At 68.6% G+C, this 17,627-nt stretch carries 16 protein-coding genes and 1 tRNA gene; 1 reads left to right on the top strand and 16 read right to left on the bottom strand.

Features of this window, described 5'->3' with window-relative positions; genetic code table 11:
* Positions 1–44: 44 nt before the first annotated feature.
* The 14 genes from J2X20_RS26210 to J2X20_RS26145 all read right to left on the bottom strand — a co-directional run bounded on the left by J2X20_RS26210 (position 45) and on the right by J2X20_RS26145 (position 15,473).
* Complete coding sequence (locus J2X20_RS26210; RefSeq protein WP_310271972.1) at positions 45–716, bottom strand: response regulator; 672 nt, start codon at positions 714–716, stop codon at positions 45–47.
* Positions 713–2,578 carry a type IV pili methyl-accepting chemotaxis transducer N-terminal domain-containing protein gene (locus J2X20_RS26205; RefSeq protein ID WP_310271969.1) on the bottom strand — a complete coding sequence of 622 codons (1,866 nt, stop codon included), beginning with the start codon at positions 2,576–2,578 and terminating at the stop codon, positions 713–715. Before J2X20_RS26205 ends, J2X20_RS26210 begins: the two co-directional genes overlap by 4 nt.
* A gap of 62 nt (positions 2,579–2,640) precedes the next feature.
* Positions 2,641–2,853, bottom strand: a complete 213-nt coding sequence (locus tag J2X20_RS26200; protein ID WP_310271966.1) for a DUF3079 domain-containing protein — start codon at positions 2,851–2,853, stop codon at positions 2,641–2,643.
* Positions 2,854–2,865: 12 nt separating this feature from the next.
* A complete protein-coding gene (locus tag J2X20_RS26195; RefSeq protein ID WP_310271964.1) occupies positions 2,866–3,510 on the bottom strand; it encodes a hypothetical protein in 645 nt (214 codons plus the stop codon).
* Positions 3,511–3,538: 28 nt separating this feature from the next.
* Complete coding sequence (locus J2X20_RS26190) at positions 3,539–4,723, bottom strand: NnrS family protein (protein WP_310271961.1); 1,185 nt, start codon at positions 4,721–4,723, stop codon at positions 3,539–3,541.
* Positions 4,724–4,738: 15 nt separating this feature from the next.
* The gene (locus J2X20_RS26185) at positions 4,739–5,023 is read right to left on the bottom strand and encodes a DUF2249 domain-containing protein (RefSeq protein WP_310271958.1); all 285 of its coding nucleotides are present in this window, start codon (positions 5,021–5,023) and stop codon (positions 4,739–4,741) included.
* Positions 5,024–5,157: 134 nt separating this feature from the next.
* Positions 5,158–6,510: a porin gene (locus J2X20_RS26180; RefSeq protein WP_310271955.1), complete on the bottom strand. Its 1,353-nt coding sequence runs from the start codon at positions 6,508–6,510 to the stop codon at positions 5,158–5,160.
* A 64-nt stretch (positions 6,511–6,574) separates the two neighbouring features.
* Positions 6,575–6,721: a hypothetical protein gene (locus tag J2X20_RS26175; RefSeq protein WP_310271953.1), complete on the bottom strand. Its 147-nt coding sequence runs from the start codon at positions 6,719–6,721 to the stop codon at positions 6,575–6,577.
* Positions 6,722–6,802: 81 nt separating this feature from the next.
* Entirely contained in the window at positions 6,803–7,609 is an 807-nt protein-coding gene (locus J2X20_RS26170; RefSeq protein WP_310271950.1) for an oxidoreductase, read from the bottom strand.
* A 169-nt stretch (positions 7,610–7,778) separates the two neighbouring features.
* Entirely contained in the window at positions 7,779–8,672 is an 894-nt protein-coding gene (locus J2X20_RS26165; protein WP_310271947.1) for an NAD(P)/FAD-dependent oxidoreductase, read from the bottom strand.
* A 91-nt stretch (positions 8,673–8,763) separates the two neighbouring features.
* Positions 8,764–9,612 carry a class I SAM-dependent methyltransferase gene (locus J2X20_RS26160; protein ID WP_310271944.1) on the bottom strand — a complete coding sequence of 283 codons (849 nt, stop codon included), beginning with the start codon at positions 9,610–9,612 and terminating at the stop codon, positions 8,764–8,766.
* Between the two features lie 112 nt (positions 9,613–9,724).
* Positions 9,725–12,865: an efflux RND transporter permease subunit gene (locus tag J2X20_RS26155; protein ID WP_310271941.1), complete on the bottom strand. Its 3,141-nt coding sequence runs from the start codon at positions 12,863–12,865 to the stop codon at positions 9,725–9,727.
* A complete protein-coding gene (locus J2X20_RS26150) occupies positions 12,862–13,995 on the bottom strand; it encodes an efflux RND transporter periplasmic adaptor subunit (protein ID WP_310271938.1) in 1,134 nt (377 codons plus the stop codon). Before J2X20_RS26150 ends, J2X20_RS26155 begins: the two co-directional genes overlap by 4 nt.
* A complete protein-coding gene (locus J2X20_RS26145) occupies positions 13,992–15,473 on the bottom strand; it encodes an efflux transporter outer membrane subunit (protein WP_310271936.1) in 1,482 nt (493 codons plus the stop codon). Before J2X20_RS26145 ends, J2X20_RS26150 begins: the two co-directional genes overlap by 4 nt.
* Before the next feature lie 78 nt (positions 15,474–15,551).
* Here J2X20_RS26145 and J2X20_RS26140 point away from each other — a divergent pair, with 78 nt between their 5' ends.
* The gene (locus tag J2X20_RS26140) at positions 15,552–16,190 is read left to right on the top strand and encodes a TetR/AcrR family transcriptional regulator (protein ID WP_310271934.1); all 639 of its coding nucleotides are present in this window, start codon (positions 15,552–15,554) and stop codon (positions 16,188–16,190) included.
* 258 nt (positions 16,191–16,448) lie between these two features.
* On the opposite strand, the gene J2X20_RS26135 is transcribed toward J2X20_RS26140, so the two are convergent.
* Positions 16,449–16,525, bottom strand: a tRNA-Ile gene (locus J2X20_RS26135).
* A 59-nt stretch (positions 16,526–16,584) separates the two neighbouring features.
* Entirely contained in the window at positions 16,585–17,592 is a 1,008-nt protein-coding gene (hrcA, locus tag J2X20_RS26130; protein ID WP_310271931.1) for a heat-inducible transcriptional repressor HrcA, read from the bottom strand.
* Between the last annotated feature and the right edge of the window lie 35 nt (positions 17,593–17,627).

Below are 17,627 nucleotides of genomic sequence, written 5' to 3'. Positions count from 1 at the left end.
GCCCGCTGGGAGGACGCCGGCCGGGCCGGCCTCGTCATTAAGGACTAGGCGGCCATGCGCTGCTGCGTCACCAGCACGGCGGCCTGCACGCGCGAATCCAGCTCCAGCTTGCGCAGCAGATGCTGCACATGGATCTTCACCGTGGTCTCGGCGATGCCCAGGGCGCGTGCGATGTGCTTGTTGGAGTCGCCATGGGCGATCAGCTCGACGATCTCGCGCTCGCGCGGCGACAGCGCGGCGAAGGGATCAAGCGGGGCCGCAACGGCCGTCGACGCCGCCTCGGCCTCGTGGCGGAAGGCCGTGGCCAGCTTGCCAGCCATCTCGGCGCTGAAGCTGGACACGCCGCGCACTGCGCGCTCGATGGCCTGGGTCAGCTCGTGGTTGTCGGCCGTCTTGAGCAGGTAGCCGCAGGCCCCGGCGCGCAGCGCGGCGCCGAGATCGGCCTCCGACTCGCTCATCGTCAGCATCAGGACCTGCGCTGTGGGCACGGCAGCCTTCAGCGCGGGCAGTGCCTGTACACCCGATACGCCGGGAAGGTGGTTGTCCAGCAGGATGACCTGGGGCCGCAGCTCCGCACACAGACGCTCGGCCGCGCCGGCGTCGCCGGCTTCGCCCACGACCTGCAATTGCGGCTGCGTCGCCAGCAGTGCGATCAGGCCGCGGCGGAACAGGGTGTGGTCGTCGACCACCAGGACTCGGATGGCATCGGCATTCATGGGTTCACCGCCTCGGGCTCGGGAAGCGAGATGCGCACCAGCGTGCCCGCTCCGGGTTGGGATTCGAGCGCCACGGCGGCGCCCACCTTGGCCGCGCGCTCGCGCATGATGCGCAGCCCCACGTGGCTGTCGTCGTGCGCGTCCTGCGCCGCGTCGAAACCGCAGCCATCGTCGCGCACGTCGATCTGCCAATGCGGCTGGTGAGCCAGGCTCACCTGCACGCGCTGCGCCTGGGCGTGCTTGCGCACGTTGGCCAGCGCCTCCTGCACGACGTGCAGCAGCTGCACCTGCACGTCGGCCGGCAGCGGCGCGCCATGCCCGTCGACCTTGAGCTCCGCCTGCAGGCCGCTTTGCAGGCGGAACTTCTGCAGCGTCTGCTGCAAGGCCGGCAGCAGGTCATCACCGTCCGTGCGGGTGCGGAAATGCATCAGCAGCGCCCGCACGTCGGCCGTGCTCTCCTTCAAGCCGAGCTCCAGCTCCTCGATCAGCCGCGCTGCGCCGGCGCTGTCGCCGGCCTGCCGGGCGTCCTTCAGCAACTGCAGCTGGATCTTCATGAAGGCCAGGCCCTGGGCGATGGAATCGTGCAGCTCGCGAGCCAGCATGCCACGCTCCTCCGCGACGGCGGCTTCACGTCGCAGGGCTTCGCTGCGCAGGCCGTCCATGGCGGTCGCCAGGTGGCTGGCCAGGCTGTCCAGCAACTCCCGGTCGGCCTTGGTGGGCTGCGGCATCTCGCGAAAGAGCAGATCCACCTCGCCCATCACCCGGCCCTGCACCGTCAGCGCAACGGTCGTCACGGCCACGAAGCCCGCCTTGGCGCATCGCGACTCCTGCCCGCCCACCGGGGCGATGGCGATCACGCGCGCCTGCGGCCTGGGGCTGCCGCAATGGCATTCGCCGGGTGCCAGGCAGCGCTCGGCCTCCAGCAGCGCTGGCGGCAGACCCTGCGCGGCCAGCAGCACCATGCGCTGTTGGCTCGGGTCCATCCAGCGCAGCATGACGGCGTCGGCGCCGGCGACGCGGCGCATGCGCTCGGCGAAACCGGCCGCGAGCTCGCGTTGCGACGCGGCTCCAGCGGCGAAGGCCGTCGCTTCGTAGAGGGCTGCCAGGCGCTGTTGCTCCAGGCGCAGGTCGGCCGTCTTGCGGCGCACCTCGTCTTCCATGCCGCGGTAGACGGACTCCAGCCGTTGCGCCATGCGGTTGAAGCCGCGCGCCAGCTCGCCGAACTCGTCCAGCGAGTCCTCGGCGACGCGCGCGCCCAGGGTGCCCTGCTCCAGAGATTGCAAGCCGTGGCGCAGCCGGTCGACCGGCGCGAACACGACGAGGTGCGAGGCATACAGGAAGATCAGGGACGCGGCGATGGCCAGCCCCACCAGCGCCAGCTGCACGCTCGACAGCAGCGAACTCCAACCCGCCATGCGTGCTTCGACGGCATCGACGAGGACGTCGATGCGCCGGACCAAGGCCTCGGCCTGAGCCCCGGACGGCACCGGCCGGCCGGCGGTCGACGCCGCCTTGAGCTCGCGCCAACCCTCGTGCACGCCCTCGTAGGCCCGCAGGGTGGCCGCGTCGCGCGGCAGGAACAGCGGTCGCGCAGGGTCGCCCGACACCAGCAGTTGCAGGGAGGCCTCATAGGCATCGACCAGTGCCGGCAGGCGGTCACCCGAAGTGGCGCTGCCTTCATAGGCCAGCCGCCAGGTCTGCATGCGCAGCCGCCCGGCCTCGTTCACGGCCGCCGCGCCGCCTTCCAGCTGCCACCCTATCCACAGCGTGAGCCCGATGGACGCCAGCGCGATGCACAGCAACGCAGCCCCCAGGATGCCGACCTTGGTGGCGAGGCGTGCGCGGTTCCAGCCGATGGACATGCGGCGCATTCTGGGCAGCCCACCGCGCAACGACCTTGACGCCGCGCAAGGTTTGCGACGAATCACTCCGCTACCGTATCCGGCGCCAGGGGCGGCTCGGCGAGGTCCCTGCCGTCCAGGCCCCAGTTCATCCAATCGTCGCCGAAAAGTTCACTGGGATGGGGTGTGGCGACCGAGCCGTTGCCGCACTGCAGGGAATCGGCGGGGCAGTAGCGCTCGCATCCCCAGCAGATCCGGCCCGGGTTCGCGGGGCGGATCGGAAACTTCTTCGCCATGGTCGGCCTTGCCTACGCTGCCTGCGGCGCCAGGTCGCTGCCGAGCCGGCAGACGGGGCGCACCATGAACACCCGGCGGTCTCGCCCATGCTCCAGCAGCAGCGAGCGCACGCGCGCCTGCCATAGCGTGGCGAGGCTGTGCTCCTGCTGCGCCGTCGTCTTGCCGGACGACAGCAGTGCCACCAACGCGTCCAGCTCGGGCAGCCCCGGCATGGACGATGTGTCCATGCCGACGTCCACGGCGGCGTGCGTGTCCAGCCGCGTGAAGCGCAGCGCCAGCACCAGGTCGGGCCGGTTGCGGATCAGCCCGGCCCGGCTGAAGCGGCCGCCCAGCCCCTTGAAGCCCGAGCCGCCGGCCGCGCCGGTGAGCATCTGCACGACGGTTGCGACGACGCCGCTGTTGCCGGAGCGGGCGTCGTCGCGGAATTCCACCTTGATGCCGCCGCGCTGGGGCAGACCGCTGGGATAGAGCTGCTCAAGCGCCAGCCAGGTGAGCCAGTAGGCCGCCGCGACGGTGGCGCAGGAATGCCCGGTGAGCCTTACGGCGTCGCCATATCCGTACTCGAAGATGCCGTCCTCGGCGCAGCCCAGCACCCGGGCCAGTGGGTCCTGCACCCTCAGGCGGGGGACTTCGTCGAAGTAGTCGGGCAGCTTCATGGTGGGGTGCTCGTCGGGGTTGAGAGGCTCAGCCCGGCCGGCCGTCGACGCGGGAGCGCGACAGCACGGGCCAGTAGCGCACGGCATACAGGCCGAAGCCGGCCGACCACAGCAGCGCCGAGGCCAGTGCTGCGTGAACGGCCTGGCCCGGCGCGGCCAGCGGCAGCGCCACGCGCACGGCGGCCGCCAGGGCGATCAGCAGGTAGCAGGCGGTCTCATACCGGTCGGCTCGCAGCGGCCGCCCCGTGTGTCCGCGCGCGGTGCGCGTCATCATGCCGATGACGAGGCCGCCGATGGCGCCCACAGTCAGCGCGTGCGTGGCCAGCGACGGCATGACCCAGCCCATCTCGGCCAGGCAGCGCAGCCCGAGGTGGACGGGCACCCACAAGTAGCCCAGATGCAGCACCCACAACAGCGGCAGCCGCAGCGTCTTCCAAGGGCGCCAAAGCGCCCAGCGCCAGGCGTGCGCCGTGCCGGCGGCTGCGGCGAGGGCAGCCATGAAGCCGCCCTGCAGGCCCATGGCATCGGCAGCCAGCAGCGCCAGCACGCCACCGAGCGAGGCCTTCTCCACCCAGGGGTGGCGGGCCGCACCGGCCCCGGGCGCACCGTTGTTCGTGAACATCGGGATGACGCGCCCGCCCATGACCGCCAGGATGAAGAGCACGACGTCCAACGCCAGCTGGATGCCCAGCCCGCCGGACATCGCCACCATGCCCATCCGTGTCAGGTGCACGAAGCCGGCTGCGCCCGCCAGCAGCCCCAACAGCCCGACGAAGAAATAGTTGCGCCGGTTCCCGGCTTTGGCGAATGGCAGGGCCAGCGCAAGTGCGGCCGCAAGCGGGAAAGCCACGTTGGCCGCCGCCGCGGCCATGGCATAGGGCGTCAGCACCAGGATGCGCGCCAGCACCCACAGTGCCGCCAGCGCGCCGAGCCGCCAGCCCGTGGGCGTGGGCAGGCCCGTCCAGTTCTGGCCGGCAGTGAACAGGAAACCCACGATCACGGCCAGCGTGAACCCGAACAGCATCTCGTGGGCATGCCAGACCGGTCCGGCCAGATAGACGTGACCTAGCGCGCCCGAGTACTGCAGCACCCACAGCGGCACCGAAAGCGCCGCGAAAACGCTGGCCAGCAGATAGAACGGCCGAAATCCCAGCGCGAACAGCGCACAGACCTTGGGCGTCGCCTGGGGCGGCTCGTGCAAGCTCAGCAGCATCGCCGTTCGCCGGGCTCAGCCACCACAGCAACCGCCGCAGCAGCCGCCACCCTGGCCGGCCGCCTGCCGCGTGATGCGCACCCGCCAAGTGTCGGGGCCGCTCTGCAACGCCTCCCAGGCAAATCCACCGGGCAGTTCCGCCTGCAAGCCGTCTCGCAGCCGCAGCGGGTCCTGGTCGTTGATCAATTCCACCGAGTCGCGCGGTGCAAGGCTGCGCATGGCACCGGAAATGCGCTCCTGCCACTCGTGCGGATGAAAGTTGCGCAGATCGATGGGCGCACAGTGAAGGTCGAGATTCATGGGACGGCCTCGGAAACATTCAGAGCGAATGCAGCGATGCTAGGAGTCCACCTCGACCCTCTCCTTGACGCACGTCAAGGCGGATTCGAACCACGCGACACGGACGGCGAGCGGTGGGGCGCTTCAGGGCCTCCTCAAAAACTGTGTCGGATGCCAAACGCGAGAATGCTGGACCTCCCATCCGGCGAGACACCGATGCCATTGAAAGCTGGTGTCTCGCGCAACCCAAGCGCAGCGAGGATCGCGTCAGGGCCGCCGGAAATATTGATCGGCCTCGCTCCCGACGGAGTCACACCCACAATGGGCAACACGGTACCTTGCCGGTCTTCCGCGACGGCCAGCCGCGAATAGAGCACGGTGCGCTTGGACAGCAGATAGTCCACGCCCAGAGAGATGCCGACGTTCTTGCCGCGGGTGAAATTCGTGAAGCGGCTCTCGCCGGCCTCGCCGATCCAGACGAAGTTGCCGATGGGAACCCGCGCGCCGACAACGAAGGTTTGAATCTTCGGGTCGAAGCCGCCGGCACCGGGCAGGCTCAGCGGCGGCTGCCCAGGCAGATTGAGGACGTCCCCATCGAAGTAGCGCCCCTCGTGGTACATCGCATGCAGCGACGGACCATCCACTGACAGCATGTACTTTCCAGACAGCGCGACACCCCAGTAGCGATCCAGCTCGAAGATCGAACCGCCCTGGGACAGCACGGGCACGTCGAACTCGTTGTAGTGAAAGCCCGCGCTCAGGCCGAACGTCGGCGCGGTGTAGCCAAGAAACAGCCCGCCGGAGCGGCCCCGCTTGCCACCGGATTCCGAGCCCGAGGCTTCGGCGCCTGAAGTGGCGCCCCCCAGCATCGAGCCGGTGGCAGCGGTCACGGCGCTGCCACGCGCCGGGCTCACGATGCGCGAAACGCCGGCGTTGGGGCTGTAGGAAACGGCGGCAGCGAATCCACCCACCCGGGCCCAGTAGCTGACCTGGTTGTCCTGCCTGATCTGCAGCGTGTTGGTGACAAGGCCTGCGGTGAACAGATCGGTACCGGCGAGGCCGTCGGGCGTGCCCGCCGCGAAGGAATAGAAGATCGGCGCGTACTGGCGACCGAGGCGGACCTCGCCGCCGGGCGTCGCCACGTACACCATGGCTTGCTTGCCGAAGAAGCGGCCGTCCTGGGACAGGCTGCCGTCGTCGCTGCCGGGCTGCGACTCCAGGACGAAGCCCGCGGCGTAGCCACCACCCAGGTCCTCACGCCCCTTGAAGCCCAAGGTGTTGGTGCGCGAGAGGCTCGGCGTCACCCGTGTCTTGGTGCCCGCGCTGCCTGGCGGAAAGATCAGCGCTGCGGATGCGCCCGTGGGCGAGCCTGCGCTGCCTGTCGTCTTGTGCGTCGTGTCGACCGCGGTGTCGATGTTGCCGTAGAGCGTGAGGACCGCTTGAGCGCTGGCCCCGAATGCGCAGACGGAAAGCGCGGCTGCAAGGCCGACGCGAGTACGAATATTCATCTTGTCCCCGGATTGGTTTTAGTTGGGATGGCGGGCCAACGGCTCGCGCTGGCCACGGCTGAATTCAGGAGGTCTGCTCACAGCCCGCAGGCGTGTAGCTGAGCTCTCGCTGAATCTGGGGCGCATCGCACGCCTTCTTGTTGACCGGTGCGGCACAGCCGGCAAGCGCGGCGAGCACCGCCAGGAGAGAAACGCGCAGGACAGTCTTCATGGGTGAGCTCCTTCAAGGTTGGCCCCGGCTGGGGCGTCGTGCGGCAATGACTTGCCGAAGGGAATCCGCATTGGTCTGGGCTCAGCCCAGGCCGAGCTGCTTGCGCAGGCTTTTGTCGACAGGGCCAGCGGGCATGAAGCGGCGCAGCTTGGTCAGCAGCGAGGCCTGGCCCGGGGGCGTGCGGCGCATCCGCCAGGCGCCGAAAGCCGCATCGACGATGGTGTTGGCGACGGTCGCCGGGTCATCGCCGCCATCGACATTGGTAGAGAACGACCGCGTGACCCGCTGGCGTTCTTTGTCGTAGGCATTGATCAACGTGGCCACGTGGGGCGTGTTGGCCTCGAGGCTGGTCTTCGTGTAGGAAGGCTGGACCAGGGTCACGCGGACGCCGAACTGGCGCACTTCGTGATCCAAGGATTCCGACAGCCCTTCGAGGGCGTGTTTGGATGCGGCGTAGAGACCCATGTAGGGTCCCGGCAGAAAACCCAGCACGGAGCTGACGTTGATGATCCTGCCCTGCCGCAGCTCCCGCATGTGCGGCAGGACCGCCTGCGAGACTCTGAGCACGCCCAGCACGTTGGTGTCGAACAGGGCGGCCGCCTCGGCAGGCATGGTCTCCTCCACCGCGCCGATCATGTTGACGCCGGCGTTGTTGACGAGGACATCGACGCGACCGGCGCGGCTGATCACTGTCAGCACGCCGGCGAGCACCGAGGCGTCGTTGCGAACGTCCATCTCGACCAGCTCGACACCTGTGATCGGGGTCGCCTTCTGGAGGTTGCGCAACGTGCCGAAGACGCGGCTGCCGCGGGCGACAAACTTCTTGGCTGCCGCGAGCCCGATGCCGGAGGAAACGCCTGTGATCAGGACAACAGCTTGGTTGGTCATGAAGATCTCTGGTTGGTTCAGATGAATGAGGGCGAAGCGCGGCCCCACGCGTGCCAATGCACGCGCGACTTTTCGACATGTGGATGCCGCTGCTGGCGCGGATCGCGCCCTAGCGGAATTCGCCCTTCTGGCGGTAGCCCGCGGCCACCGACAGAAGGGATCAAGGCACTCAGGTCAGCATCGACTGCTGGGCGAAGATGCCCGCCATCGCGCCCTGCCACGTTGCCTGGGTGACCGAGGGCAGGAAGGGCGTGGCGAGGTCGCCGGCGGCGTAGATGCCGGGCACGCTGGTTTGGCGGCGCTCGTCGACCTTGAGGGCGATGCCAACGGGCGTATCGACCGTGACGAGGCCCAGGGACTCATGCAGGCTGGCGGACGGTTTGTTGCGCGGATGGGCGAACAGGACGTCGACCGCGACATTGCGGCCGGACTCGACATTGACGGTGGCGATATGGCCCTGGTGATGGGCGATCTCGATGATGCGACCATCGACGACAGGAATCTTGCGGCGCGCCAGGTCGGCCTGGATGTCGGGCGCAATGTCGTGCCCATCGGCGAAGACGGTCAACTTGTCGGTCCAATCGAGGAAAAGCCTGGCGGACTGATGCGACTGCGGGCCGGACCAGACGAGGCCCCAATGCTGGCCGGCGACTTCAAAGCCGTCGCAATAGGGGCAGGGCACGATGGACGTGCCCCAGCTTTCGGCAAAGCCCGGCACATCGGGCATCTGGTCGGTGACGCCATAGCTCAGGATCACGCGGCGCGCCCCCAGGGTTTGACCATCGCCGGTGAGGACGGAGAAATCGTCGATGGCGCCGGCGACGCTGTCGGCCCGCGCATTGACCAGCCTGATCGCGGGATAGCGCGCCAGTTGCCGCCGCGCCTCGGCCAGGATGTCCAGCGGTGGCTTGTGATCGTGGCCGAGCAGGCCATGCGAGTGGCGGGCGTTGCGATTGCGTGGCAGGCCGGTATCGAGGACGGTGACCTTGCGGCCCGCACGGCCGAGCTGCAGGGCGGCGGCGAGGCCGGCAAAGCTGCCGCCGATGATGATGACGTCATTCATGGTGATGGGCTCCGTTTTGTGGATCGAGGGGGCTGGGCTTGGCAGTGGACTGAACGTGAGCGAGGCTGGTGGTGGGAAAGCACGGCCAGCGTCAGAAGGTCTCGTCTTGAGCCGGCTTTCGAGCGAGAACTTCGATGGGGATGATTCGCGCCTCGGCAAAGCCGCGTGACGAGTTCGCGATGGCTTGGGCCGCAATGTCGCTGTCCATCAGCATTGCCGCGCGCCTGGGCGGCTTCTCGCCGCGCTCGGCCAGCGCGCGAGCGCGCGCGCCAAACGCCAGGGTTTCCTCAAGCGTGCTTTGCAATCGAATGACGTCGAAACCCGCTGCCAGCAGGTCGCTCCGCGTCTCCTCCGGTGTCGCCAGGAAGCTGGTGCTCGCGCTCCTCGCCCAAGGCGCTGGATAGTCGAGGTCCCCGCCTTCGCCCTTGGCAACCTCCGAGAGCCCCAGCCAGGCGCCCGGCTTGAGCACCCGGTGAATCTCGCGATAGAACGCGGGCTTGTCAGCGATGTTCATCGACACATTCATCGAGTAGGCGCCGTCGAAGCTGCCGTCGGCGAAAGGCATCGTCAGCGCATTGCCCAGCTCGAACGTGACCCTGCCATCGAGATTGAGCAACTGCGTCAGGTGGCGGGCAACGTCGCAGAATTCCGGCGTCAGGTCGATCCCGGTGACCCGGCAACCGAAGCGGTTTGCGAAGTAGCGCGCCGGCCCGCCGATGCCGCTGCCAATGTCCAGGATGTGGTCAGACGCGGTGACATCGACCTGGTCGGCAACCGCCACCGTCGCCTCCAGGCCGCGGCCATGAAACTGGTCGTAGGCCGCGAGCGCCTCCACGCTGGGGTGATCGGGGTTGGTGCCATCCGCCGCCAACGCCGCGTTGAGCCGCGAGAGAAGGTCGCCTGCCCCGTAGTGACTGGAAACTTCGCGATCAGTGTTCATCGACTTCGTCCTTCAACGGTTGCGGTGAGTGGATGTCGATGCAGCGGCGAGCCGCCCTGGCTCGGCCCTGTCGATGATTGCCGTGAGCACGGCAAGCTCGGTGTCGACGTGTTCAGGCATGGGAACCTCCGTCCGCAAGCGGTGCGCCGAGCGCTGCGGTCGCACCCGCTTCTGCAGGCGTCTGTGCGGGGCTGTCGCGCCGGATGCGGAACCAGGCGGCGTACAGCGCCGGCACGAAGACGAGGGTCAGCGCCGTGGCCACCACCAGGCCGCCCATGATCGCGATGGCCATCGGGCCCCAGAAGACGCTGTGCGTGAGCGGGATCATCGCCAGCACGGCGGCGGCCGCCGTCAGCACCACCGGACGCGAGCGCCGCACGGTGGCCTCGACGATCGCAGCCCAGGGCGCGATGCCGCGTGCGACGTCCTGGTCGATCTGGTCGACGAGGATGATCGAGTTGCGCATGATCATGCCGCTCAGGGCGATCACGCCCAGCAGCGCGACGAAGCCGAAGGGCGCGTTGAACAGCAACAGCGCCGGCACCACGCCCACCAGCGCCAGCGGCGCCGTCATGAAAACCATGAACAGGCGCGAGAAGCTCTGCAGCTGGATCATCAGCAGCGTCAGCATCACCGCGAACATCGCCGGGAACACCGCGAACAACGCCACGTTGGCCTTGTCGCTCTCCTCGATCGCGCCGCCTTCTTCGATGCGGTAGCCCGCTGGCAGGCTGTCGATGATCGGCTTGAGCGAGGGCCGGATATGCGCCGTGGCGTCGGGGCCCTGCACGCCATCGACGACGTCGCTGCGCACGGTGAGCGCCATGTCCCGGTTGCGCCGCCACAGCACCGGCTCCTCGAAGCTCGGCTCGACGCGGGCCACCTGCGAGAGCGGCACGGTCACGCCGCTGCGCGTGAACAGTTGCAGGTCGCCCAGCTGGCCGATGCGCTTGCGCTCCTCGGGCGTGGCCCGCACGACCACGTCGATGAGTTCCTCGCCGCGGCGGATCTGCGTCACCGGCGCACCGTCCAGCGTGGTCTGCACCAGGCTCTGGACGTCCGCCGTGGACAGGCCGAGCAGCCGCGCCTTGTCCTGGTCGACATGGACCTGCACCGAGCGGACCTGCTCGTTCCAGTCCAGTTGCGTGTCGCGCACCAGCGGGCTCTGGCGCACCGTGTCTCGCACGCGGTAGGCGATCTCGCGCACCTGCGCCTTGTCCGGGCCGATCACGCGGAACTGCACCGGGAAGCCCACCGGCGGGCCGAATTCCAGGCGCGTGACACGGGCGTTGACGTCAGGGAGCGCCTCGTCCCTGGCGAACAGCTCCATCAGGCGGGCGCGCACGCGCTCGCGCTGCTCGGTCCCCGCCGTCTTGATGACGAACTGGGCGAAGCCCGGGTTCGGCAACTCCGGCTGGATCGACAGATAGAAGCGCGGCGTGCCGGCACCGGTGTAGGCGGTGAAGAACTCGATGTCCGGGTCCTTCGCCAGCCGGGCCTCGAGCAGCTTCACCTGGGCGGACGTGGCGGCGAACGATGCGCCTTCGCGCAGGCGCAGGTCAACCAGCAGTTCCGGCCGCGAGGCGGTGGGGAAGAACTGCTGCTGCACCGCCAGCATGCCCGCTCCGGACAGGGCGAACACCAGCACCGTGATGGCGAGCACCCAGGTCCGGCGATGCACCGCCCAGTCGACGATGCCGCGCAGCCGGCGGTAGACGGGCCGGTCGTAAGGGTCGTGGTGTTTGCCGTGTTCGTGCTGGCTCGCCAGGTTCTTCGGCAGCAGCAACACGCCCAGGTAAGGCGTGAAGACCACGGCCACCAGCCACGACAGGATCAGCGCCGTTCCGACGACCCAGAAAATGCCGCCCGCGTACTGGCCGGCAATCGACTTGGCGAAGCCCACCGGCATGAAGCCCGCGGCCGTGACCAGCGTGCCGGTCAGCATCGGAAAAGCGGTGGACGTGTAGGCGTAGGTGGCCGCGCGCAGCCGGTCCCAGCCTTCCTCCAGCTTCACCACCATCATCTCGACGGCAATGATGGCGTCGTCCACCAGCAGGCCCAGCGCGATGATCAGCGCCCCGAGCGAAATGCGATCGAGGTTCCAGCCGGCGGCGTACATCACCGCCGCGACCAGCGCAAGCACCAGGGGCACCGACGCGGCGACCACGATGCCGGTGCGCCAGCCAAGGAACAGGAAGGACACGGCCAGCACGATCGCGAGCGCCTCCAGGAACGAACGCTCGAACTCCCAGACCGACTCGGCCACCACGCGCGGCTGGTCGGCGTATTGCTGGATCTCGACCCCGGCCGGGATCTCCTGCCGGATCTGGGCCAGCCGCTGCTCCAGCGCCTTGCCGAAGTCCAGCACATTGCCGTTTTGCTGCATGGTCACGCCGATGGCCAGGACCGGCACGCCGTTGTGCCGGATGCTGAAGCTGGGCGGGTCCTCATAGCCGGTGCGCACGGTGGCGATGTCGGTCAGCCGCAGCAACTGGCCACCAACTTCCAGCGTCACGTTGGCGACGTCCGCGGCGCTCTTGAGCCCGCCGTCCACGCGCACCTGCACACGGTCGTGCCTGGCGTCGGCCGAACCGGCGGGCGTCACCAGGTTCTGGCGCGCCAGCGCGTCGAACACCGCCGTCGGCGCGATGCCGAGCGACGCCAGGCGCCGGGTCGACACCTCCACATACACCCGCTCGGCCTGCTTGCCCAGCACGTCCACCTTGGCGGCACCGGGCACGCTCTGGAGGCGGCGCTTCACGTCCTCGGTGAGCGTCAGCAGTTCGGCCATCGACAGCTCGGGTGCGCTCAACGCATACAGCACGCTGTAGCGGTCGTTGTACTCGTCATTGAAGAACGGCCCGCGCACGCCCTCGGGGAACTCCTGGCGCATGTCGCCGATCTTCTTGCGCGCCTGGTACCAGGCGTTCACCAGCTCCTCCTTGCTGCTGCCGCCCTTCATCCACAGCGTGATGCCGCCGTAGCCCTGGCGCGAGAAGCTGCGCACGTAGTCGAAGTGATCGAGCTCCTGGAGCCGACGCTCGATGCGGTTGAGCACCTGGTCCTGCACGTCCTGCGCGGTGGCGCCGGGCCAAGCGACGATGGCCGTCATCTGCGGCACGTCGAAGTTCGGGTCTTCCAGCCGGCCCAGCCTGCTGAACGAAAGGCCGCCGACGATGAGCGTCACGATGATCAGGAACAGCACCATCGGCCGGTGCGTGACCGCCCACTCGGAGAGATTGAAGCGCTTCATGAGCTGCTCTTCGCAATAGCGGCCGTGGCGGCGTCGGGGGTGCGCTCGATGGCGCGCACGGCAGTGCCCGCATCGAGCTTCTGAGCGCCCACGCTGACGACCTTGCTGCCCGAGGTCAGGCCCGTGACCCGAACCGTGGCGTCGTCGATGGAGACCACCTGGACCGGCGTGAACACGAGGCCGGAGCCCTTGGCGTTCACAGCCCACACGCCGGCGGGGCCACTGCCCTTGACCAAGGCACTCACGGGCAGCTCTGCGGTCGCGAGGCCGGCCTGCGACCCCGACAGCGTCAACTGCATCGTGCTGCCCAGCGGCAGCGCAGCCACCGTTTCGCGCGATTCGGGCGCCGCCGCATAGCGCGCGCGGTAGGTCCGGCCTTGCACGCTGGCCTGCGGCGAGAGCTCGCGCAGCACGAGGCGGACCTGCGATTTCGCATCATTCCAGGGGGCCGCCGTGGCGACCAGGCCTCGCGCCCGGCCTAGCCAATCCTCGGGCAGCTCGGCGACGATCTCGCGTGCGCCGTCACGGGCCAGCGACAGCACGGGCTGGCCTTCCGCGACCACCTGGCCGCGCTCGAAGCGCAGCGTCGTGACGACGCCGGCGTAGGGGGCCACCAGCGTGGCGTAGGCCTCGCGATTGCGCGCCAGCTCGAGCTGGCGATTCGCCTGGTCCAGCCGCGCCGCGGCGGCGTCGGCACGCGCCTTCTGCCGCTCGTGGTCGGCGGCGGCGACCGATCCGTCCGCCAGCAGCCGGCGAAAGCGCGCCTCGTCGGAAGCGGCCTGCTGCGCGTCCACGGACGCGGCCTGCACCTGGTCCGCGGCCGCCTTCACCGCCAATTGGTAGTCGGCAGGATCCAGACGGGCCAGGACCTGGCCGGCCTTGACGCTGCCACCGACTTCCACGAGCCGCTCGACCACCTTGCCTCCGGTCCGAAAGCCCAGCTCCGTTTCCACGCGGGCATGGACCACCGACGTGAAGCTGCGGGTCTGCGCGGAGTTGGCCGGTGTCACGGTCGTCACGAAGACCGGCTTCACGGCGGCGGCCGGTGCGGGCGGTTTGCTGCAGGCCGTCAGCATCAGGCTGGCGATCGCGATGCTTGAGAGCGAGAGGGCGGGGAAGATCTTGTTCACTGGGGCGTCCTTGCGGCAAGTGATGTCATGGCTGTGCCGGGCTGCGTCATGGGAAACCCACCGCCCAGGGCTTTGTAAAGCTGCACGTCGGCGAGCGCCTGCTGCAGGCGGCCCTCCGACAAGGCCAGTTCGCTGGCCAGCACGGAGCGCTGCACGTCCAGCAGAACCAGCAGGTCGATCTGTCCTTCGCGCTGCAGCGACTCGGCGCGCTGCAGCGAACGGCGGCGGTGCTCGACGGTGAGCGCGAAGGCCGCGTTGCGCTCGGCCTCCTGCGAGCGCACCAGCAGGCTGTCTTCGACCTCCTGGACCGCCAGCAGCACCGCCTTCTGCCAGACGAGCAGAGCCTCGTCGGCGCGCGCGGACTGCACGCGAACGCCGGCATCGATCCGGCCGGCGTTGAAGACCGGCATCGCGAAGGCCAGGGCGACGTTGGAGAAGTGAACCGGCGCGAGATCGAGCGCGTTGAGGCGCAAGTCTTCGCGACCCACCAATGCGCTCAGGAACAGCTTGGGCCACCACTGGGCGCGGGCTTCGGCGGTGCGCAGTGCCTCGGCACCGACGTGCGCCTCGGCGGCGACCAGGTCAGGGCGGCGCCGCAGCAACTCGCTGGGCTGGCCCGCCGCGATGGCGCGCGCCGCCGGCCACGCGAAGCCGTTGTCGACGTCGACAACGCGCGCCGACGGGTTGCGGCCGAGCAGCACGGCCAGCTTGGTCTGGGTGGTGCCGACCAGCATCCGCAGCGCCGGCATCTGGGAATCCAGCGCGTCGGCTTCGGCGCGCGCGCGGTCGTGGTCGAACTCACTGGCCTGGCCTTCGCGCAGCCGGCTTTCCACGCGGCTGGCGGTGTCCCGTTGCGCCTTCGCCAGGGCCTGCACGATGCGCAGCCTCTCATGGGCGCTGCGCAGCACGAAGTATTGGCGCGCCACCTCGCTGGCGACCAGCAGGCGGGCGCCTTGCACGCCTGCAGCCGCCGCCGTGGCGTCGGCCTGCGCCGCGTCGCGCGCGGCCCGCACGCCCCCTGCCAGGTCGATCTCCCAGGCCACATCGATGCCGGCGCGCAGTGCGCGGGTGTCGGGCTGACCTTGCTTGACCGCTGCCGGCAGGCCGCTCTCACTGCGCGAGGCCGATGCCTGCACGCCCACTGTCGGCCACAGGCGGGAGGCCTGGGCATCTGCGCCCGCGCGGGCCTGGGCGACGCGCTGGAGCGCGATGGCGATGTCCTGGTTGGCGCCCAGCGCTTCCTCAACCAGCGCGGTGAGAGCGGGATCTGCCCAGGCGGCCCACCACGCAGCGCCCGCGGCTGCACCTTCCGCCTGCGCCGCAGGGCTGTTGGCAAAGGCGGCCGCAAGGGGCACCGAGGGCGCGGGAGCCCGCACGGCGGGTGTCGAGCACGCCGACAGCACGGCCCCAGCGGCGAGTGACAGAAGGCGGGTTGCCGCGGAGACCGATCTGCGGTTGCGCCGGGAGGAGGAGGTCATGGGCGATTAGTTGTTGGACGCATTAGTACAGTAATGTGGTGCAGATATAGTGAACTGTCAAGTACACGAAATTTGCCCATGTCCGACCAACCCGTTCTTGCTCCCAAGCCCCAGCGGGGACGCCCGCGCGATCCCGAGCGCTGCAGGCGCATCCTGGAAGCGGCGCGAAGGCACTTCAACGAGCATGGCCTGGAGCGCGCCAACGTGGATGCCATCGCCGCGGACGCCGGTGTCTCCAAGATGACCGTCTACAGCAACTTTGGCTCCAAGGAGAGGCTGTTCCAGGCGGTCGTGCACGAAAGGACAGCGACCACGGTGACTGGCGTCCAAGGCGCTGAATCGCTGGACCCGGACCAGCCGGAGAAGACGCTCCTGGCGATCGGCGCCCGGTTTCTTGCATTGACCCGCGGGGACGCCCTGGGCACGCTGCGCTCTGTCTACGGCGTCGCAGGGGCGCAGCCGGATGTCTGCCGAGAGTTCTACAAGGATGGCCCTGAGCGCTTTAACGGTGAACTGGCTGCATACCTGCGCCGTGCGCACTCAGCGGGCACGCTGAAGGTGCGCAACCCACTTCAGGCAGCGGACCTGTTCCTGTCGATGTTCTTGGGCTCCGGACACTTCCGCGGGCTGCTGATGCTCGAGAAGCCAGCCCCTCGGGAAGACAGAGCTCTTTTGCGCGAGGCCGTACGGGTCTTCATGGCGGCCTACGGCGCGTAGGCGAGCAGGCGATCGAATTGCCCGCCTTTGCCGTGGCCCTTGGGCATTTGTTCCCTGGGACGCTCAGTGGTCGGTTTTGGCAGGAGCCGCCGCTCAGGTGGTGAGCCGCGAACGGCTCAAATCAGCCTGCAGCCGACATCTAGCCTGCGCTTGATCGGAGCATGAAGGGACGGCGCAACTTTTGAGGCCTCCGCATTAATGCGTTGACACCGACCGCCAACAACAGACCAGCCTTCGCAGCTAACCTGTTGATTTTGTTGGTAGGCCGTATTGGACTTGAACCAATGACCAAAGGATTATGAGTCCTCTGCTCTGACCAACTGAGCTAACGGCCCCCGGGGAGGAGGCGCGGATTCTAGTCAGGGTCCGGACGCCCCCCCCAATCAGCGCCGGATCAACGCTGACTCAGCGCCTGCCCCACCATCCGCGATGTGATGTCGACGATCTGGATCATGCGGTCATAGGCCATGCGGGTCGGGCCGATGACGCCCAACGTGCCCACCACCTGGCCGTCGACCTCGTAGGGGGCGCTGACGATGGACAGTTCCTCATAGGGCACGACCTGGCTTTCGCCGCCGATGTAGATGCGCACGCCCTCGGCGCGGCTGGAGGTGTCCAGCAGCCGCATCAGCTGGGTCTTCTGCTCGAAGAGGTCGAAGAGACGGCGCAGGCTGCCCATGTCGTGGCTGAAGTCCTGCACGGTCAGCAGATTGCGCTCGCCGGAGACGACGACGCGCTCTTCCTGCTGCTGCATGGCCTCGCTGCCGACCTGCACGGCGGCGCTCATCAGGCCGGCGATCTCGCCGCGCAGCGCATCGACCTCGTGGCGCAGGCGCTCGCGCACGGCCTCCAGCGTCAGGCCCGCATAGCTGGCGTTGAGGCGGTTGCTGGCCTCCTGCAACTCACCCTGGCTGAGGTCCTGGGCGGTGAAGATGACGCGGTTCTGCACGTCGCCGTCGGGCGAGACGAGGATGACGAGGACGCGGCGCTCGCCCAGGCGCAGGAATTCGATGTGGTGGAAGACGCTGGGCTTCTTGGGCGAGGTGACGACGCCGACGAAGCTGGACAGGTTGGACAGCATCTGCGCCGCGCTGGCGATGACGCGCTGGGGCTGGTCGGGCTGCAACTGGGCCGTCTCCACGCCGATGAGGCCGGGCTGGGCCGTCAGCATGGTGTCCACAAACAGGCGGTAGCCGCGCGCCGTCGGGATGCGGCCGGCGCTGGTGTGGGGGCTGGCGATGAGGCCGAGCTCTTCCAGGTCGGCCATGACGTTGCGGATGGTCGCCGGGCTGAGTTCCAGGCCCGAGGCTTTGGACAGCGTGCGCGAACCCACGGGCTGGCCGTCGGCGATATACCGTTCGACCAGGGTTTTCAGCAGGGATTTGGAGCGCTCGTCGAGCATGCCGCCATTCTATGAACTCCCCGTTTCTTACCGGG

The sequence above is a fragment of the Roseateles saccharophilus genome, from assembly GCF_031458095.1.
GTDB classification, from domain to species: domain Bacteria; phylum Pseudomonadota; class Gammaproteobacteria; order Burkholderiales; family Burkholderiaceae_C; genus Pelomonas; species Pelomonas saccharophila_A.
The sequence above is the reverse complement of the archived record's forward strand: the minus strand, read 5'-3'. Positions and strand labels throughout refer to the sequence as shown.

Bases quoted from the DNA above. Each gene is read 5' to 3' on its own strand.
- J2X20_RS26210 (WP_310271972.1), bottom strand. From the start codon at position 716: ATGAATGCCGATGCCATCCGAGTCCTGGTGGTCGACGACCACACCCTG.
- J2X20_RS26205 (WP_310271969.1), bottom strand. From the start codon at position 2,578: ATGTCCATCGGCTGGAACCGCGCACGCCTCGCCACCAAGGTCGGCATC.
- J2X20_RS26200 (WP_310271966.1), bottom strand. From the start codon at position 2,853: ATGGCGAAGAAGTTTCCGATCCGCCCCGCGAACCCGGGCCGGATCTGC.
- J2X20_RS26195 (WP_310271964.1), bottom strand. From the start codon at position 3,510: ATGAAGCTGCCCGACTACTTCGACGAAGTCCCCCGCCTGAGGGTGCAG.
- J2X20_RS26190 (WP_310271961.1), bottom strand. From the start codon at position 4,723: ATGCTGCTGAGCTTGCACGAGCCGCCCCAGGCGACGCCCAAGGTCTGT.
- J2X20_RS26185 (WP_310271958.1), bottom strand. From the start codon at position 5,023: ATGAATCTCGACCTTCACTGTGCGCCCATCGATCTGCGCAACTTTCAT.
- J2X20_RS26180 (WP_310271955.1), bottom strand. From the start codon at position 6,510: ATGAATATTCGTACTCGCGTCGGCCTTGCAGCCGCGCTTTCCGTCTGC.
- J2X20_RS26175 (WP_310271953.1), bottom strand. From the start codon at position 6,721: ATGAAGACTGTCCTGCGCGTTTCTCTCCTGGCGGTGCTCGCCGCGCTT.
- J2X20_RS26170 (WP_310271950.1), bottom strand. From the start codon at position 7,609: ATGACCAACCAAGCTGTTGTCCTGATCACAGGCGTTTCCTCCGGCATC.
- J2X20_RS26165 (WP_310271947.1), bottom strand. From the start codon at position 8,672: ATGAATGACGTCATCATCATCGGCGGCAGCTTTGCCGGCCTCGCCGCC.
- J2X20_RS26160 (WP_310271944.1), bottom strand. From the start codon at position 9,612: ATGAACACTGATCGCGAAGTTTCCAGTCACTACGGGGCAGGCGACCTT.
- J2X20_RS26155 (WP_310271941.1), bottom strand. From the start codon at position 12,865: ATGAAGCGCTTCAATCTCTCCGAGTGGGCGGTCACGCACCGGCCGATG.
- J2X20_RS26145 (WP_310271936.1), bottom strand. From the start codon at position 15,473: ATGACCTCCTCCTCCCGGCGCAACCGCAGATCGGTCTCCGCGGCAACC.
- J2X20_RS26140 (WP_310271934.1), top strand. From the start codon at position 15,552: ATGTCCGACCAACCCGTTCTTGCTCCCAAGCCCCAGCGGGGACGCCCG.
- hrcA (WP_310271931.1), bottom strand. From the start codon at position 17,592: ATGCTCGACGAGCGCTCCAAATCCCTGCTGAAAACCCTGGTCGAACGG.